Here is an 18,292-nt window from a genome sequence, read left to right on the forward strand (position 1 = left end):
ACTCGCTGTCTACAGGTTATGAATTAACCAGTGCGTAAAGAGAACTAACTTATTCATCTTTAAACATTATTTATAGGATGAAATCATGAAACTGAAATCGATAGCCGTTGCAGTTGGGCTTTGTGTTGCGAGCTTGAGTACTGGCTTAAGTGCGGCCTACGCCAGCGATAAAACCATTTACCTTACCTTTGATGATGGTCCAATTGACGCGACCTTAGGGCTGTTAGATGCGTTAAAGGATGCCAATATTAAGGCGACGTTCTTTATTAATGCGTTTCATATGTATGGCGAAGGGGATGAAAACGAGGCGTTAGCGGCTGTCGCCCTACAACGCTTGCTAGATGATGGTCATATTCTGGCAAACCACAGTTACGATCATATGCTGCATAACTGCACTGATGGCGTGCAATCTGGGGCGGCATATTGTAATCAAGTTGGACTCTGGCCTGTAAAATCCTATCAAGATGCGGCCACCGATTTCACCTATTTTGTGACGAACACGGCCAAAGTGGTTGAACTTATTCCTAATGCCGCCAGTTATCCCAATAACAAGATGACTAAGTTGGCACGTTTGCCTTACACCAATGGTTGGCGAGTGACCAGTAAACTCAAAGGCGACGGCTTGTGTGCGACATCCGATACTGTGCCGCCTTGGGACCCCACTTTTGCTTGTACCGCAGAAACCTCGACCAACAGTTCGCAAGTTGCGGTGCAAATTCAAAACATGCTCGCCGAGAGTGACTATAAAATATTTGGCTGGGATCTAGACTGGGGACCAGAGGATTGGGGCGTTGCCTTTCCTGCTGAATCCATGGCTGATGGGGTTGAGCTGGTGGCAAAAGTCAATCAAGTGATTAACACCTGCGCAGGAACGACGATGAATCCGCTTAACAGTCGTACGCAGAACTTAGATTGTAGTGATGGTTTACATAACGGGAAGGTGGTTATCTTGACCCACGACTTCTTGTTTGAGAATGCTCACCGCGGACAAGGTGCAACCATCAACTTGCCTAAAATTAAGCGTTTTGTTGAAGAAGCTCAACGTCAAGGGTATCGTTTTGATACGCTAGATAACTATGCCCCTGCTTGGCAGGATCAGCATAATTATCAACTACCTGAGTTTGTGTCCTATCAAGATAAAATCTATTCTTTAGTGCAAGCGCATTTCTCCCAAGGCAATTGGCAACCAAGCCAGACCCCTGCCTTGTGGAAAAACGAAAAGTAGTGATGTATTGGGCTGAGTATTTACTCGGCCCATCATATTGGTCGAGTAAAAGGCATGTTGCTGAACTTAGCCTGACAAAATTCAAAATAGCGGCATTTTTTACACTTTACCCACTTCGCTTTAACTCAGTATCTGTAATACTGCTCCGACATTGATTTGAAGTTTATCGGTGTTAGAAAAGTAGCGCATAACGAGCGCGATTGGGGAGAGAAGATGAGTACGTTTGTAAAATTAACCATAGCGGCAACCTTAGTGGTATTAGCCTTACTTGCTGCGGGTATTTACCGTTTCAACATGACCAATGATGATATTTATATGGTGATGGAAGATGGACAGGTGATGCAATACGATGAAGCCATGGCGCATGAAAAAACTCAGGCTCAGGCGAATGAGATCGAAACTGTGACACCTTTTGAGGTAAAGCCTGTGGCGAATGCATCGGAAGTGATGCTTAAACTCTTTAGCTTAAATACCGCCAATCCTGTTGAAATAACGCTGCCTGAGGGCGGCAAGTCCGTTGCACTGACACATTTTATTAAGATCAAGCAAACAGAGTTTGCTATGGGCGACTACCAAGATGGTGAGATAAAAGGTCGAGCATTACTCGATTACTTGCGCATTACACCGTTAAATTTCGATCCCGCTCTAGAGCCGGACACCCAAAGTGACGCACCGATTCAAGATGATCCTAAAATGCAAACTATGCCCTTTGTGGCGCCCTTTATTGTGACGACTCAAGGTTCAGGCGTATTTTGGTATCTTGGATTGTTTAATCTGGATTTTAAACACAATAGCTTGAAACACTTAGGCAGTGTCATGCTTGGCGATCGAATCGAGGTGGATAGTATTGAACCTGTTTATCCTTTCGAAGCCCCATTCAAAATTGCTGTGACTTATCGCGATAGAGCGTCTGACCAACCCATGTCTGAAAGCCCTGAAATAGTCAAAACCATAGAGATGATAGTGAGTGAGACTAGCCTACATAAGTAGCGTGTAAATGCCATTATGGATCTGCGCAGGCTTATGCTAAGTTGTTTTTCGGTAAGTGGGTGATGTTTGCTTCAATAGCAAGCGTTAGCAGGTAATAGGTCAGCATAAGATTTCGACAAGGAGAGTGTCATGCAAGTTAGCAAAATCACTGGGAAATTTGATGTTAAGCTCACTCCTGATAGCCCCTATGCTACTGGTATTGGTGGTGTGACGTTAGGACGTATGGGCTTAGATAAAACCTTTTATGGTGAGCTTGAGGGGCGCAGCAAAGGGGAAATGCTCAGTGCTATGACGTCAGTCAAGGGCTCAGCTGGCTATGTGGCCATTGAACAAGTGGTTGGTAATTTGTGCGGTAAGCAGGGCAGTTTTGTATTACAACATTTTGGCATTATGACCGATGGACAAAATCGTCTGATCTTAGAAGTGATACCCCATTCTGGGGCGGGGGAGTTGCAGGGGTTAACTGGCACTATGACCATCAATATTGAGAATGGCCAACATTTTTATGCATTCCAGTTTGGCTTTGAAGCTTAGTTTGGCTTTGAAGCTTGAATAACGCCTTTGTTTTAGCTCAGTTTTCTGTAACTCTTCTCCTTTATGATCATTCGAGTCATCTGAATTCACCCTTCTTAATTTAAGCGAGTAAGTCTTTTCGATTGGGTCTGAAAATGGGCATAAAAAAACCAGCTGAGGCTGGTTTTTTTGATTCTTTTTTCATAAAGCACTATCGAACCTTGAGTCTAGATCGGTGTGCTGTTACTTAAAATACGTTTAATTTAAAAAATGCCGTTGTCACGAGAGTTAAGACACTTTTTTAACCACTTTAATTTTATCAACGACCTTTTTCACATCGTCGGTATTTTCGGCAATTTTCAGTGCTAGTTGACGTTCGGCATCGCTGGCAACTTCACCTTTCAATGTGACTATGCCATTGGCAACATCCACATTAATTTGGGTGCCGGATACGTCAGTTGAAAACAGTAAACGCGTTTTGATGACTGTGGCAACTTTAGAGTCAGTTAAGGTGGCAACAACTTCACTGGTGCCTTCTTTTTCATTCATCACAGTGAGTTGGTTATCGACATCTTTCACCCCATCTAAACTCTTGATGAGCTCTGTGGCGAGGGCTTTATCCACACTGCTTTCCACTTTACCTGTTAACGTCACTTTACCATCTTTGACATCTGTAATGATGTCGAAGGAATTGAGATTCGTGTTGAGCAGTAAAGTGGTTTCTGCTTTACCATCGATCCACGCATCCTTGGTTCCGCCTTTCCAATCTTGGGCGGCAGCCACATTTAAACTGATTGAACCGACAAGTAAAGCCACTAGTACTGATGCTGTTGTAGTTTTCATAATCATATCCTCCGTTGTTTTCTCGAAGCTAGATAATGCGCCAATCGTGCCAATGTTTTTAAGGTAATGATTTTTAATGTTTTAATTGTTTTATCTGGCGTTTTTATACCTTGGCACTTTCCTTTAGGTCGGTCTTTTTTACCGACAAAATGTAATTTTTTCTGGCATGCTGAGCCATCATTCGAGCATAAAAAACCGCACTCATCAGTGCGGTATTATGTTTGTAGTAAAAGTGGAAGGGAGTCAGTTAAATCTGGCTCACTTAGCGACAGAGAATTAATGGTGATTGAGCGATCCCGTACCGTCGTAACTCATTTGCAGCCAAGCGGCACCCTCTGCAAGTTGGTTTGCAAGTTGTGGCTGATGCGCTTGCCTTACTGCTTGTTTTATTTGGATTAGCACTTGCTGCTCTATATTGACAAGGGCGGTCATAGCCTGCGAAATTTGGCACTGTTGCAGCAATTCTGTTGCTTGAGTATAAGTGACGGGCACGGTGTGACTTAGGCCATTAATTGGCTCGTCAGCCAAACGTCTCAGCTGTTCAAACCGAGTTAACATTCGTTGGTGGATGTTAGCTTTGGCGGAAAAAACACGCTTAAGATTATAGTCTTCGACATACCTCCTCGCTTGGTTGTAAAATGTGAGTCCTTCTTGATTCAGCTTGATGATTTCATCGATCAACATGATATCGGCGCGGATATCAGTCTGATGTTGCACAACATTAGACTTCATTATGGGCCTCCTAATGCCAGTGTTCGACATAGATTGTTTAACTGATTGGGTAAACTGATTTTGTTTCGTTCAGCTACCATGCATATTCTGTTCTCGTTTTTAATGATATTTTAACAGGCTGATTTTTAGACTGATATTCTCAGTTCATCGAGATATCATCTTAGAACATCGGCAACTATTACCGTTGCTGTTGTTAAAATTTCATGGCTGACATACAGTAGTTTTTCATACAGGGAGTAGATACGCATGGCTCGACTGACACTTTTTTATCACTTGCAGGATGTTGGCGCCGAGCAAGCAATCATCGAACTTGCTGGCGCTGCTGACTTTAATAAGCTACGCAGTGTCGATGACTTGCCTTGGATAGAGCAGCTAGGGGCAAATCACGTCGATGTTGCCATTATTGAGTTATCCAGTCTTAGTCGTGAAGATTACCTTGTGCTGCTGGATAATGCGGCCATGTCAAATATTGAGTTTATTTTTCTCTCCGATGGTCAGCCAAATCCTAATCTTGATCAGTTAATGTCTCATTTTGCGGGTTACCACTTTCGCAAACCTTACGATATGCCGCTAATCAGCGAAATTTTTGCTGATTTTGCACAGTATTTAGCATCATCGCCTAATCGACTGCATCCTTTTGCTAGCGAGCTAGACCAATACGGTTTGCTTGTTGGTTCATCAGCTCCTATGCACAAGCTATATCGCACAATTCGTCGCGTCTCTGCGACAGGCAGTAATGTGCTGATTATTGGGGAAAGTGGGGTAGGGAAAGAACTGGTTGCTAATACCATACATCTTGCCAGCCCTAGGGTGAACGAGCCTTTTATTGCGATTAACTGTGGTGCATTAAGCCCAGAATTGGTCGACAGTGAGCTGTTTGGTCATGTCAAAGGCGCATTTACGGGGGCGAATCGCGATCACAAAGGCGTATTTGAACAGGCTGAAGGCGGGACCTTGTTTCTCGATGAAGTCACCGAAATGCCGATTGATCATCAAGTGAAGTTACTCAGAGTGTTGGAAAATAGCGAGTATCGTCCTGTGGGTGGTGACAAAGTGCAACGTGCAAACGTACGTATTGTGGCAGCGACTAACCGTGATCCCATAGTGGCGATAGAGGCAGGGCTATTTCGAGAAGATTTGTACTTTCGTTTGGCTCAGTTTCCCATTCGCGTTCCGCCCTTACGGGAACGTGGCGAGGATATTATTGGGCTTGCGCAGCATTTTCTTGCCTATCGTAACGTGGCCGAAAAGCAGAATAAGAGCTTAGCTGAAGACTGTATTCAGATGATTGCTAAGTACCCTTGGTCTGGTAATGTGCGCGAATTAAAACATGCAATTGAGCGAGCCTATATTCTGGCCGATCAGGATATTTTACCCAGCCATTTACAGCTACCTCAGACGAATGAAGTGGGTTTATGTGGTGGTGAACAAGTTGTTATCCCCCAAGGCATGCGCTTAGATGATTTAGAGAGAATCGCTATTTATCAAGCACTAGAAACCACTCAAGGTAATAAAACGGATACCGCCGAACAACTGGGGATCAGCGTTAAAACCCTCTACAACAAGCTCAGCAAGTACGAGCAGCAAGTCGAGACCGGTGAAACGACTGCTGAATAAATATTAATTATCAAATTAATATTGAAACAGAGCTAAACTTTATACTCTTTTTTTTGTAAATAATAACTCCTATTCTACAGCCCTTAAACAGAAAAAGCGGAGATAGAATATGAAACACTTATTAACAACAGCATTATGGCTTTCTTTGACAGCCAGTAGTTTTGTAAACGCCACCCCAGCAGTAGGAAGTCTTGAAACAGTCGCTGAATTGCCAATACGACCTGGCAATGTCAGCGTCACTGCACAAGGTCGGATTTTTGCCACAGTACATCCATTTGATACACCATCAGGTTTGCAATTGATTGAAGTTAATCGTGAGACCAACGCTTATAAAGCTTGGCCTTCAACGGATTTGCAAAAAACATCGACAGCCAATACTGCTCAATTTGATACCTTATTAGGGATTGCTCAGGACAAGGCTGGACACCTCTGGACCGCAGATATGGGGTTAGAATTAGGCCAGACAAGGATTTGGGGATTCAACATTAAGGACGGCAGTCTATATAAACAAATCGTCCTACCACAAGCTCTCGCGCCTAAAGGCAGCTTTATGCAGGATCTGGTTGTCGACTCTCAAAAAGGCTGGATTTATTTAGCCGATATCGCCAACCCTGGCCTCTTAGCGGTGCGTATCGACGATGGTCATACAATACGTTTTTCTGGTCATAGCTCGCTGCAGGCCGAAACGGATGCAGTAATGAACATAGATAACAAAACAACATTGTTTAATGGCAAAGTTGCCAGTGTAGCGGTCAATCCAATCAGTTTATCTGCCGATGGAAGTACACTCTATTATGGTGCAATGAATGGCACTCACTGGTATCAGTTATCGACTGCGGCTTTACAAACAGGCAATAATGATAAAATTATCGCCACGGTAAAATTAGTCGGAGCCAAGCCTGTATCAGATGGCGCAGCAACGTCCAAACAAGGTAATCATTACTTTACCAATTTGAACCACAATGCCATTTCCATGCTAGATAACAAAGGCACACTAACAACAGCGGTCAGTTCTCCACTACTGGATTTTCCAGATAGTGTGCAATTTGGTGAAACAGGCTGGTTATATATTTCAGTGAATCAATTACATAAAGCAAAAGCCTTTAATGGAAAAGCCGAAACCGCCAAACCGCCTTACCGCATCATGCGACTCTGGACCGGTGAGGATACTGCTGCGGGTCAATAACACCTTAGCTGCAACTGCAAAGTTGCAGCTTATATTTGCAGTATGAGTTATATCGCAACTGGTATTTACGTTGATGTGAGTCTTTGGTTTAACTCGAAAGCGTCTAGAAATGAGTTAGGTGTTGATTGTGCAAACTATCAATGCCTCTTATTGTTACTGGCACAGGTCAATATTGAATGGTGAGATAATTTTTGGAACAAGGAACAAGGAACAAGGAACAAGTTCAGTGAAACTCAATCAACCTTCTAAAAATGCATTTTATATTCAAACTCTGAGTACTCAGTACCGACCTCTATTATGGCTGTTTGCTGCTGGGTTATTACTGCTTGGTTTACTCTGCGCCAGAGCAACCTATTTACAACCCGATCCGATACTACAGCTCGCTCTCGGCTGGGTAACACTGTTTCTATTGTTACCCGTGTTACCGACTGCGTTTGTTCAGCAACAGTGTTGGTTAGATGCTGAGCAACAGCAATTGTGGCTCGGTAAAGGTTTCTTCAATGGGAGGTATATGGGATTGTGGCGGTGGCGTTCCTATGCCTTTTCGGACATCAAAGCAGTGCAACTTTATCAGCTGCAAATCACCCGCTGGCATCAGATCAGCCGCAATCGCCAAGCGGAAGATACTGTCCAACATTATCTGGCTTATTTAGAATTGCACCAGCCCAACGGTGCTCAATTGATATTAGGTGACAGTACTGATAGAAAGGAATTACAACAAGTTCTACAGCAATGTGCGCAGGCGATAGATTGTAAATTTCAGGATTTTAGTAACACCACTCAAAAATCACTTCCCAAAGGTAGTGAATTTAATTTCATGCGGGTACTGGTTCTGCTGGTTATATTTATTTTGTTGAATATTTTATATTTTTTGTTTGTTCTATAAATGCTCAGTCATCCAGCCTAAAAAGTTAGGCTGGATGTCCTCCACAACGATCACTCATCTTGCTCAGTGGTTTCCTGATAAGGAACAAACACTTTAAGAGATGCTGGCTGGACTTCTATAGTGAGATCCGCAGGCTCAAATACTTCACCATCAATCACATATTTACACTTAGGCTGGCTGCTGATAGTGACCTTTTTAGCATGGGCATGATGGACTTTACTTGCACTCGCTTGTTGATCTCGCACATTTTTATTACCTTCTTTCACCCATCCTGCAATCGCTAATTCAGCGAGGCTAAGCAACTGCTCTTTGGGTTCATCGCCAGCATCCAACCAAGTAATGTCGAGCAAACCGTCGGTCATGTTTGGTTCGCCATCGCCCTGCGCCAACACGCTGGTAAACGGTGCGGCATTGGCAACGATTAGGCTATGGGTCGTCAATGTTGTGGGTTTTGCATCATCTAAGCTGAGCTGGATGGTTAAAGTGATATCGGCATTCACTGCGCGCCATAAGCCATCGAGGTAGGCAAACTGGCCGAGGGCATTTTTACGCTCACGGTTCGCGGATTCAATCATTTGTTGCTCAAACCCTATGCCTACGAGCAACAACACTAACTCCTCATTACAACGCGCGGTATCAATGGCTTGGCAATGCCCTTGAATAATATTATCCAGCGCCTGAGAGATAGGAATAAGCTTACTGCCTAAACCAAAGAGGGCATGGCTGAGGGCATTAGTTGTGCCAAGAGGAATGATGCCTAAGACGATATCCGTATCGACGATTTGAGAGGCCACTTCAGTCACAGTACCATCGCCACCACAGGCGATAATGATATCAGCGCCTGCATTACGGGCTTGCTCGGCGAAGATATTTGCAGTTTCGTCTGCTGTTGTGAGTTTTAAAGTTAGGTCAAAATAGGCTTTGAGTTCATCTTGGATTTGCTCGCTGTATTCTTGCCATTTCCCGCCACCAGAGACTGGGTTGGCGATAATCCACGCCACTTTGTGGATGTTAATTTTCCCTTGACTGAGCATGCGATCAAGCGCGCGTAATTGCCATTTGTTTAAGCCAGCGGTTTTGCGTATTTGCTTTATCTGCTGCAGTACTTCGGCGAAGTGCTGTTGTTTATCTTTACAAACCAAATAAGCGGCGAGTACCAGCACTGAGCGGCCACGACCCATGGCACAGTGAATGAGTACCTGTTTATTGGCGCGCACTTGGCGGTGCAGCCAGTTAACGGCTTGATTGAGTTGGGCGCTGGTCGGTACGCTATGGTCGAGGATGGGAATATTTAAATACTCGATATGATCTTCAAATTGCGACCAATCTAAGCCATCAAATTCAGCGGTGACATCCAGGATGGCAGTGATCTTATTGGCTTTAATCGTTTCCAGATCTGCGGAAAAGAGTCTACAGCCGAGATACAGATGTTCATCAATCCTTTGCATGGGTGGTACTGAATCGTATTTTCTGGCCCAGTGGTTATAGAGTCGACTGCCTAATAAAAAGGGAATAAAACCCCAACGAATATACCAAGGAATAGTGCCATCTTGGCGTTTTCTAAAAATACTGGCGAGATTAAACCAATAGGCTGAACCGACTAAAAACAGTGACAGACTTGTCCATGCACAAATAAAAGTGAGCAGGGGAGAAGTGTCTGTTACTGCAAAATAGGCTAACAATACTGCACCTGCAGTGTACAAATATTTGATGTGGATCTTCGTTAGCATGCAAGTCCTCCAATGCCATTGTTCTTGGTTAAAATCGTTGCACTTGAATGGATAGATGTCGAGATGAGAGATGCAGAAATGAGCGAGTCTAAACCAAAAGGGTGGCAGTAGACGAGTCTATTGCCACCCTAAAGTCAGGTTTGTTTAGCACTTAGTATCTTTAGCTTTAACACCTTCTTTGACTTCTTCACAGGCATCTTCGATGGCGTTACCTGTATCAGTCATTACTTCATCGATTTTTTCGCCCGCGTCTTCGGCTTTGTTATCACTACAGGCCGTTAAACCTAGGGCGAGTAATAATGCGAATGCTGCACTTGTCATCAGGGTAAATGGTTTCATATCTATCTCCTTTTCTAAAAAAATTATAGTCGCGGTGATTTACCCTTAAGGGCATTGATCAGCAGAGAAATCACTAATAACACAATAAATATGAAGAAAATGATTTTCGCTATTCCCGCCGCTGCGCCAGCAATCCCAGCAAATCCTAACAACCCAGCAATCACGGCAACAACTAGAAATACTAATGTCCAACCTAGCATAATAACCTCCTGCCCTTGTATTAATCCTTCTCATGACCGTTTGTGTCACTTGTAAGGTAACGGCTAATGGCTCTTACTTGATTGCGATCTTAATGCCAACTTTAAAAATTTTAAGTAGTTAATTGATTTTAAATATAATTTAAATCATTTTATTTAAAATGGTGTGAGTGAATTAAAAGAGGGGTAGGCAATTTTTACCTAAGCTTCGGTAAGAGTTTCAGCCTAATACGTTGAATCAAAGACTGTGAGCTGATGTCGTTCATAAGTAAAGACAAATAAAGGCCGACACTGTGAGTTTGTGTCGGCTTGAAGATATTATGATCTTATAATACAAGATGATATGAGCTAAATACGTTTAAAAACGATTTAATGGTTTCCAGCGTTGCAGGCTAACTGGAATGCTCGCGCCTTGGGATAACAGCAGGTTAATGCGGGATTGATATGCTGCGCCCACCATTAAATGTTTGGCTAAATCCACCGCATTACGGGCCTTATAGTCATCTAAATAACTGCCTTTGGCCCACGCATTAAATGCGCCGAGCGCTGGGCCTGCCCAAATTTGGTAATCCATTTCGCGGCCGACTTCGCCTGTGTTTGACCAGCGGCTCGATAGACCCAAATACCAGCGGAAAATCAGCGCCATCTTACGTTTGGGGTTATCCAGTGCGCGCTCGATTTGCTTAGGATCGCGCTCGTTAAAGTGGGCTACTGTGCCAGTCCAAATGTCATCGAGTGATGAGCGGAACACTTGCTCTTCGAGTTTTTTACGCTCGTCCGCAGGGATGGCATCAATCGAATCGTAACGGGTGTAGATTTCATAAAGCTTATTGGCGCGCATTGGGAACAGGGTGCCGCGCTTAACCACTTGTAATTTCACGCCCATTTCGAACATATCGGCGGCAGGCGCCATAGTCACATCGGCCATTTCTGTGGTAGCGAGTAACTTACGGGTGTGTTCACTCGCGCCCGCTTCGACGCAAGCTTGGTTGATTGAACCTGTGACGATAAAGGCCGCGCCCATGTTGAAGGTGGCTAATGCTGCATCGGGTGTACCGACGCCGCCGCCAGCACCCACGCGGATAGGCGTTTTGTATTGATACTTAGCTTGGATTTCATCTTTAAGCGCCAAAATCGTCGGCAATAGCGTCACTAGCGGGCGATTGTCGGTATGGCCGCCTGAGTCGGCTTCGGCTGTGATGTCGTCCGCCATAGGCACAAGCAATGCCATCGCCATTTGGTCTTGGCTGATAAGGCCGTCACTCACTAATTGCTGGAGGATTTTGGCAGGCGCCGGCTCCATAAACTTAGTCGCGACTTCGGTACGGCTGATTTTGGCGATGACTTTGTTGCCAATGACTATCTCGCCATGTTCGTCGCGGCTCAAACCCGCCGCGCGGTAATAGACGATTTGCGGCGTTAAACCTAAAAATGCCGAGGCTTCGACCGTGCGCACTTTATGTTTTAAGAACAGCTCAACACTGCCGCGCTCTAATGCGGGCTCGCTTGGGCTGTGAATTAAGTTAAAAGCATAAGGACCATTAGGCAGCGCCGCCTGAATGCGAGTAATGGCCGCTTCAACGCGGGATGGAATTAACCCCGCCGCGCCAAACGAACACAAAATGCCCGCTTGACCTAGCGCGATAACCAGTTCTTCCGAGGCAATACCGTTGGCCATAGCGCCAGCGTAGTAAGCGTATTTAACGCCGTGGACGCGGCGAAAATTACTGTCGCCTAAACTTTGGGTGCCAAGGGCAGGGGCAAAGGCGCTGACAGGGTGTGAGCCTAGTGGCGCTTGGCTGTCACTTGTGGTCACTTCGGCCGTTTGCGCTATGCCTAAGCCTTTTTCGCTGTGATTCACTAAGTAGCAGGCTTGGCTTAAATCTTTGAGTTTTTTGCCTAATGAGTCGATATCAAAGCTCAGCGCGGCATCGTTGACTTGCCACGGCCAAGGGCTGAGTTTTTCGTTATTGCTATTGAATTGATCTAGAGTATGGCTAGTCATAGGTGTTCTCATGTTATTTGTGCCGCCTTGGTGATGTGGATAGCCAAGGCGGCGCAACTATTCGTTATTCGTTATTCGAGATTAGCGTCTTTCTAACTGCGTAAACTCGCTAGGCTTCTTCAATACAGATGGCGATATCTTTAACTTCATAAATCCGCAGACCATCTTTACTCAAGTTGGCATCGCCCATAATGATGCGTTTGCCATTGTCGTCTGTCACGCTGGTAATGTGTACATCTAGCGACATCTGCTTGTTTAATGGGTTAATTTGGCCGCGATATTTCCATTTGATATCCGATAAAATCTGCCCAAATTTAGGATTCTTAAAACCCGCACCAAGGTCTTGGTTAATCGCATAGGTTTGCATCAGCTCGATAATGGCTTCAACCCCTAAGGAGCCTGGCATTACAGGATCTTGATGGAAATGGAATTGGAAGAACCAATCACTCGGGTCAATCGTGCGCTCGGCGTATAAATAGCCAAGGCCCGCTTTACCGCCGGCTTTTACGATTTCAGCCTTGTCGATAAAGTTAAGTTGACCGCCCGCTAAACGGTAATGCGGCTGACCTTGTGGCGCGTTAAAGCTGCGATGCTGTTTATCTAACAGATTGATTTGGCTATCGGCGGCTATGCCATTTTGCACATGCCAAGGCTGAGTGATCTTGCCATTATCTATGCCAAGTTGGTTTTTCAGCGCATCGCCCTTGAAGTAACCAAATACCGCTTTACCTTGATAGAAAGGCTCGCCATCGCAGCTTAATTCAAAACTGAAATTCTGGATGATGTTGCTGCCGGCAATAACAGTCGATAATAGACGTGAGTCGTTCACTATGGTTTTGCCGCGTAAATCCACGTGGCGCAGCAGTTTACCGCTACCGTCCAAGTTACGGAAAAACAGCTCTTGGCCGGGGAAGCCCAAGGTGGTGCCCATATAGCCCGAGATAAAGCCGTTTGGCTGCAGTGATATTTCCATCAGCACAGAATAGGGCATTACGGCGTGATGGCTGTTTTTATCGTAATACCAAGCATTTGCAGGCACTTCATATTCGGCGATACATGAAGAGGGCTTTTTCAGCTCGCCGCGTTTGCCGTCAATCGCAATGACGCGAGTCGTGAGCTGCAAATCACCGCAAGGCGTGCGCGGTGGAATTAGGCCGCGATAGATGCTGAAATCGGGGCCGAAGCAGTTTTCGATATCGCCCGTGGCAAATTCGAACATGTGGTACGGCGTGAACGGTAGGGTATCGGGCACGCGGTTAGCATACTTTGAATCCGCTGGCGCAATCGGCGCAGACATATGCTTAAGCGGCACTACGCCTTTATTGGTTGGCGCGGTTAAATCAGGCAACTGTGCCATCAGCGGCGCCGCTAACGATACGGGTGTTGTTGAAACCAGCGGCGCAGCCGAAACAGCATTTTTAGCGACATTTCTAGTCGTATTGTTAGCTGTGCTGGCCTCACTATCCGCGAGGTAGCGTGTGCATTCGGCTTCTTCTTTGATCATCACCCCAAGGTTTTGGAAATCCACGACCACTTTGCCATTGAGCAAAATATCGATATTCGCCTTAGCATAGGGGCGCGGGCTCATACCGATTTCGGTGATTTCCATGCGATAGCTGAGCAGGCCAGATTGCGGCAAAACTTGACCGCGACAGCGCACTTTTTGTGACGCATTTTCTAGCGGTTGGAAACGACCGTCTTTTACACCGAGGTGCATCCCAATATGCAGCATAAAGAATTGTAGTAATTGACCACAGCCTTCGGCCATTAATGATCCCGCCATCACTTGGTCGCCCTTGAAATGACACGGGAAATACCAATGATCAGCTTCGAGCTGCTTATGGCCTTGAACTGAGCCTAAGCCCCACGCGCCGCCATGCACCTCAAGATTGCTGACTTGTTCAATCATCAGGAATTTTTCGGATGCAAAACATAAAGAGGGCTGCAAACCATATTGGGCTTGATGCGCCGCGTGTGCGCCGCCAAAACAGCCACCGATATCGGCGCCGAGCAGTTTATGGATTTGGCTGTAATCAAATTGGTTTTGCGCGCAATCAAGCAGCGGATTAAAGCACGGTTTATTCGGATTATTCAAGGCGAGGTTGCGCGCTTTGATTTCGGCTTCGGTGTGAATAACGCCTTTGCCGTCGGCCAGTTCTTTATCGGTGAAGAAGCCAGCACAGCCGCCATCCATTTTCAGGATCAGCTTGTCGCCCACGAAACATTCGTAGGAGAAGAAGAACAACAAGGTATCACCATTGCGGGCAAAGTGATTGATGGAAATGTCGTAGCGCAGGGTGTCGCCACCGCGCGGTAAGTCGCCAAGGAAGGTCAGGGTGCAATCGAGCAGGCGATAAACGCGCTCGCCCTTGTTTTCAAAATCGATACCTAAGTAGCTGATCAGCATCAAGTCGCATTGACCCGATTCAACCGCCACGGCCCAAGGGATTTGGCCATCGACCAAATAGGGGGCGTCCACAGGAATGTCGTATTCTGTAGTCATAGTGCAAGGCTGATATTGGTTCATCTGGGCGTTTAATTTCGTTACCCGAGATACCAGCAAATAGTCAGTGGTTGGCAGGCGTACACGGCGCGAATAGCTGTCGATAATGGCGTAATCTGGGCCAAATACTTTAGCAATATCACCTTCGGCGTACTCGACTAAATCCGCATAATCCCAAATGCAAGGCTTGCTTATCGGTGTTGGCGGCGTGTACTCAGGCACTTTTGCATGATTGGGATAAAGCACTGGATGTGGAAGAACCGCTGTCGCAGATGCCTGAACAATGGCTTGCTGTTGTACTGGCGCAGCTTGGCCATTGACGGCTAACTCGCTGGCAAGCTGGGCTTTCATCAAGGCATCGGCTAGTTTCAAGCCTTCAGCACGGCTTTGTAAAAAGGCTAAATGGGCTTCACGGGCGAGTTGCTGATTGCTTAAAAATGCCGCGTCTTTTAGCTCTGCTTGAGTGGCGTTTTTATTGGTGCTTAGGGCATTCATTGGCATGCTGCTTAATGTCTCTTTTTGTTGAGCCGTGGTTGGGCTGCTTGTTGCAAAGCTATTCGTGTCTTTGCTCGCTATTTGGGCCAAATGTTTGCGCTGGCTGCGTGCTGGCAATGCCGTCATGGCTCGGGCTTTTTGTTGTATAGCATCAAGGCCGGCGAGCGGCGTATCCAGGATATGCTGATAGATATCGCGGCCACCGAGCGTCACTTGTTTTATTAAGTGTTTTTGCTCAGAAAGCGTTAAATCTTGCTCTAGCCTTTGCTGCAAATTGTGTGCTTGCGTGGCACTTTGGCTGAGCAGTAACTGCGAGCATTTACCTTGGCTAAACGTCGCTACGAGCGCGTGCTGCTGAGCTTGAGAAGAATGCTTGTTAAGTTGCGCTTGGTTTTTAAGCTGAAGCAGGGCGCTCAAAATACTCGCCATTCCCGCAGCGGCAAAATTGTGGCCTAGGGTATCAGCGGCTTGGCTGCGCTCACTCACACTCGGCAGCAGGGTATTGAGTACCTGCTCTGAATCGGCAAGTTGCTCAACCGCAATACTGGTTTCAATCAAGCTAATCTGGCTGCTATTCACCTTGGCTTGGGTTAGCAAGTCATCGCAAATGCGCGCTGTGTTGCTATTACCTTGTATGTCACAAATCGCGCCAAATACTTGGCCGCTGATGTGACCATAACTGTCGCCATAGCTGCTATTGGTATTAGCATTGTCAGCGGCATTACTTGGCTGGGCTGCACTTGATTGCGCTGTTGTGAGCACTAACGCGCCAGCACCTTCACCGACTTTCCAGCCTGCGTCAGTGGCAGTAAATGCCACTGGCGATACGGCGTTTTTGAGGATCACTTGCTCTAAACTGCCACTTAAATCGACGGCGGCGATCACTACGGCATCTAAGGATTCTTGGGACAACAGATTTTCGGCCACATCGATACAGCGGGCGACCGATTGCTCCGCCGCCGAAATGGTAAAGGCAGGGCCGTTAAAGTCCCAAAGGGATGCGATACGTGACGCCATGATGTTGCCAATAAAACTGGTGTATTGGTTCAGTTTGGCGGCATCGAGCACACTGTCCATGGCGATTTTTTCAAGGGCGAGATACTCAGCTTGCGTGAGTGTTATTCCTTGTTTTTTAAGGCTGTCTGCCAGTTGGGTGTGTAGATTTACGCGGCCACGGAACTGGTGTAATTCGAGTTCGGTTTCCATTGCCACTAATACAGCAACCTTGCCGCCGGGTTTTAAGTTGGCATCACGGATCGCTTCATCGGCCACTTTGATCAGCAGCAGTTGCTGGGAGATCAGGCGGTCGTCTTCATTGGGCGGCACTTTAAAACGCAGGAAGTCAAAATCGAACTGGTCGATATAGGCGCCTTGCGGTACAGAAGGCAAGCCAAAGTTAGCTAAGATCTCAGGGTGTTTATCTAAGCCTTTCCAGCGTTTAGCGGGCAGCGGGATAAAGGCATCTTGCCGAGCATGAATGGTGTTATCCAGTGCATTAATGGAGGATAAAGGCCCGAAGTGTGATGCTAAGCCAATGATATTTAATGGTGTATGCTGGTAACTTACAGCGGCTGCGGCTTGTTCATTCTTTTTGTTTGTATTGGCAACATAGGATTCCAGCAATAAATGCGCGTTACAGCCGCCAAAACCAAACACAGAAACACCCGCGTGGCGGCGGTCATTGCCGGCTTTATCTGGCCAAGCATGCAATTCTGTTGGCAGATTTTTAGCGCTAAACAAGCCCTTAGGCGAAGATATCGGCGATGATAAGTTAATACTTGGCGGCAGTCGACCCGAGCGCATGGCAAAAATCATCTTCATGATCCCCGGCATACCCGCGGCTGTGAGTAAATGGCCTAAGTTGGATTTTGCCGAACCGATCAGCGGTACCGCAGAGCCCGCGAGTTTGTCCTCAAAAAAGCGTTCCATCGAAGCGAGTTCGACCTTATCCCCAAGCGGCGTGCCTGTGGCATGGCATTCAATCACTTCGATATTGGCGGGCAGTGTGTTTGCCGCACTATAGGCGCGCTCGAAGGCTTGCACTTGGCCCTTGCTGTTGGGGCTTAATACAAACTGGCCTTTACCGTCGTTCGACAAACCAATGCCGCTGACGACGGCATAGATGTTGTCGCCATCGCGCTCGGCATCTTCTAAGCGTTTTAAGACTAACACCCCAGCGCCTTCTCCGGCGAATAAGCCCTTGCTGTTGCTATCAAAGGGCGCCGAAATACCGTGATCTGGGTAGGCGTGGAAAATCGAGAATCCCATGTTGATAAAGAAGGGATCGGCGCCCGATACTGCGCCCGCAAGCATCATATCGGCCTTGCCAGTTGTTAGGTAATCACAGGCGAGTTTGAGTGCATAAACCGAGCTGGCGCAGGCGGCGTCCAGACTCAACTGGGTGCCACCCAAACCGAGAGCATCGCTGACTAGCTTTGAGGCTGTGTGAGCAACGGCGCCATTGGCGACGTTTAAGGCTTGGCTATTGGCATTGAGATCGTTAACTGAGTTGCCAAAATCAGCCAGCTGAAATGCGCTTTGATTAAGTTTGTTTTGCAGCGCCTTTTCAACGGTTTGATGATACAGAGGCAAAAATAATTCATTGGATCGGGCCGTGGGGAACGACAAGGTTCCCATTACGATACCAGTGCGCGCCAGTACTGCATCGCTTGGGGCAATCCCTGCGTCTTGCAGGGCTTTACGACTGCAATCGAGTGCCCATAAAAAGCTTTCATCTAACCCGTCAAAGGCGGACTCAGGCAGTTGATAACCCTTGGCATCAAACTCAAAGTGTTGGATGTAGCCGCCCTTATCACAGTAAAAACGGTCAGACTGACCTTGCACACCTTGGTAATCGGCGGGATTGGCATTGAGCTTCTCGCGGCTGATTTTGGTGCGAGAGTCTTTTTTATCCAGCAGATTTTGCCAGAAAGTTTGAGGATTATCGGCGTCAGGATACTGAGTCGCGAGGCCGACAATCGCAATTTTTGATGCGCTTTTTGACGCACTTTTTGACAAAATCATAGGCACG

At 46.4% G+C, this 18,292-nt stretch carries 13 protein-coding genes; 6 read left to right on the forward strand and 7 right to left on the reverse strand.

Going from position 1 to position 18,292, the window contains the following annotated elements:
* Positions 1-85: 85 nt before the first annotated feature.
* The 3 genes from L5M40_RS05795 to L5M40_RS05805 all read left to right on the forward strand — a co-directional run bounded on the left by L5M40_RS05795 (position 86) and on the right by L5M40_RS05805 (position 2,749).
* The gene (locus L5M40_RS05795) at positions 86-1,225 is read left to right on the forward strand and encodes a polysaccharide deacetylase family protein (protein ID WP_263175371.1); all 1,140 of its coding nucleotides are present in this window, start codon (positions 86-88) and stop codon (positions 1,223-1,225) included.
* 213 nt (positions 1,226-1,438) lie between these two features.
* Entirely contained in the window at positions 1,439-2,215 is a 777-nt protein-coding gene (locus L5M40_RS05800; RefSeq protein ID WP_263175370.1) for a hypothetical protein, read from the forward strand.
* Between the two features lie 129 nt (positions 2,216-2,344).
* Entirely contained in the window at positions 2,345-2,749 is a 405-nt protein-coding gene (locus tag L5M40_RS05805) for a DUF3224 domain-containing protein (RefSeq protein WP_113941065.1), read from the forward strand.
* Between the two features lie 267 nt (positions 2,750-3,016).
* Here the strand turns inward: L5M40_RS05805 and L5M40_RS05810 are convergent, their stop codons facing one another.
* Both L5M40_RS05810 and L5M40_RS05815 read right to left on the reverse strand, forming a co-directional pair.
* Entirely contained in the window at positions 3,017-3,571 is a 555-nt protein-coding gene (locus tag L5M40_RS05810; RefSeq protein WP_105249747.1) for a BON domain-containing protein, read from the reverse strand.
* 276 nt (positions 3,572-3,847) lie between these two features.
* Positions 3,848-4,303, reverse strand: a complete 456-nt coding sequence (locus L5M40_RS05815; protein ID WP_263175369.1) for a glutamyl-tRNA reductase — start codon at positions 4,301-4,303, stop codon at positions 3,848-3,850.
* Positions 4,304-4,549: 246 nt separating this feature from the next.
* Between L5M40_RS05815 and L5M40_RS05820 the strand changes: the two genes are divergently transcribed.
* The 3 genes from L5M40_RS05820 (at position 4,550) to L5M40_RS05830 (ending at position 7,992) form a co-directional block, all read left to right on the forward strand.
* Positions 4,550-5,920 (forward strand): sigma-54 interaction domain-containing protein, encoded by a 1,371-nt coding sequence (locus L5M40_RS05820; protein ID WP_028760641.1) that lies wholly within the window; start codon positions 4,550-4,552, stop codon positions 5,918-5,920.
* A gap of 109 nt (positions 5,921-6,029) precedes the next feature.
* On the forward strand, positions 6,030-7,106 hold the full coding sequence (locus L5M40_RS05825) for a major royal jelly family protein (RefSeq protein WP_263175368.1): 1,077 nt from the start codon (positions 6,030-6,032) through the stop codon (positions 7,104-7,106).
* Positions 7,107-7,332: 226 nt separating this feature from the next.
* Positions 7,333-7,992, forward strand: a complete 660-nt coding sequence (locus L5M40_RS05830) for a hypothetical protein (protein WP_263175367.1) — start codon at positions 7,333-7,335, stop codon at positions 7,990-7,992.
* Positions 7,993-8,042: 50 nt separating this feature from the next.
* Here the strand turns inward: L5M40_RS05830 and L5M40_RS05835 are convergent, their stop codons facing one another.
* The 5 genes from L5M40_RS05835 to L5M40_RS05855 all read right to left on the reverse strand — a co-directional run bounded on the left by L5M40_RS05835 (position 8,043) and on the right by L5M40_RS05855 (position 18,285).
* Positions 8,043-9,722, reverse strand: coding sequence for a diacylglycerol kinase family protein (locus tag L5M40_RS05835; RefSeq protein WP_263175366.1), 1,680 nt, complete (start codon positions 9,720-9,722; stop codon positions 8,043-8,045).
* A 144-nt stretch (positions 9,723-9,866) separates the two neighbouring features.
* Complete coding sequence (locus L5M40_RS05840; RefSeq protein WP_028760637.1) at positions 9,867-10,061, reverse strand: hypothetical protein; 195 nt, start codon at positions 10,059-10,061, stop codon at positions 9,867-9,869.
* A 23-nt stretch (positions 10,062-10,084) separates the two neighbouring features.
* A complete protein-coding gene (locus L5M40_RS05845) occupies positions 10,085-10,261 on the reverse strand; it encodes a DUF1328 family protein (protein ID WP_028760636.1) in 177 nt (58 codons plus the stop codon).
* 355 nt (positions 10,262-10,616) lie between these two features.
* Complete coding sequence (gene pfaD / locus L5M40_RS05850; RefSeq protein ID WP_263175410.1) at positions 10,617-12,263, reverse strand: eicosapentaenoate synthase subunit PfaD; 1,647 nt, start codon at positions 12,261-12,263, stop codon at positions 10,617-10,619.
* Positions 12,264-12,372: 109 nt separating this feature from the next.
* The gene (locus L5M40_RS05855) at positions 12,373-18,285 is read right to left on the reverse strand and encodes a beta-ketoacyl synthase N-terminal-like domain-containing protein (protein WP_263175408.1); all 5,913 of its coding nucleotides are present in this window, start codon (positions 18,283-18,285) and stop codon (positions 12,373-12,375) included.
* Between the last annotated feature and the right edge of the window lie 7 nt (positions 18,286-18,292).

Origin of the sequence: Shewanella sp. SM68 (assembly GCF_025653925.1) — a bacterium.
GTDB lineage: Bacteria > Pseudomonadota > Gammaproteobacteria > Enterobacterales > Shewanellaceae > Shewanella > Shewanella oncorhynchi.

Excerpts from the sequence above, each read along its gene's own strand:
- pfaD (WP_263175410.1), bottom strand. The coding sequence starts at position 12,263 with ATGACTAGCCATACTCTAGATCAATTCAATAGCAATAACGAAAAACTC.
- L5M40_RS05810 (WP_105249747.1), bottom strand. The coding sequence starts at position 3,571 with ATGAAAACTACAACAGCATCAGTACTAGTGGCTTTACTTGTCGGTTCA.
- L5M40_RS05815 (WP_263175369.1), bottom strand. The coding sequence starts at position 4,303 with ATGAAGTCTAATGTTGTGCAACATCAGACTGATATCCGCGCCGATATC.
- L5M40_RS05845 (WP_028760636.1), bottom strand. The coding sequence starts at position 10,261 with ATGCTAGGTTGGACATTAGTATTTCTAGTTGTTGCCGTGATTGCTGGG.
- L5M40_RS05835 (WP_263175366.1), bottom strand. The coding sequence starts at position 9,722 with ATGCTAACGAAGATCCACATCAAATATTTGTACACTGCAGGTGCAGTA.
- L5M40_RS05855 (WP_263175408.1), bottom strand. The coding sequence starts at position 18,285 with ATGATTTTGTCAAAAAGTGCGTCAAAAAGCGCATCAAAAATTGCGATT.
- L5M40_RS05820 (WP_028760641.1), top strand. The coding sequence starts at position 4,550 with ATGGCTCGACTGACACTTTTTTATCACTTGCAGGATGTTGGCGCCGAG.
- L5M40_RS05805 (WP_113941065.1), top strand. The coding sequence starts at position 2,345 with ATGCAAGTTAGCAAAATCACTGGGAAATTTGATGTTAAGCTCACTCCT.
- L5M40_RS05795 (WP_263175371.1), top strand. The coding sequence starts at position 86 with ATGAAACTGAAATCGATAGCCGTTGCAGTTGGGCTTTGTGTTGCGAGC.
- L5M40_RS05840 (WP_028760637.1), bottom strand. The coding sequence starts at position 10,061 with ATGAAACCATTTACCCTGATGACAAGTGCAGCATTCGCATTATTACTC.
- L5M40_RS05825 (WP_263175368.1), top strand. The coding sequence starts at position 6,030 with ATGAAACACTTATTAACAACAGCATTATGGCTTTCTTTGACAGCCAGT.
- L5M40_RS05800 (WP_263175370.1), top strand. The coding sequence starts at position 1,439 with ATGAGTACGTTTGTAAAATTAACCATAGCGGCAACCTTAGTGGTATTA.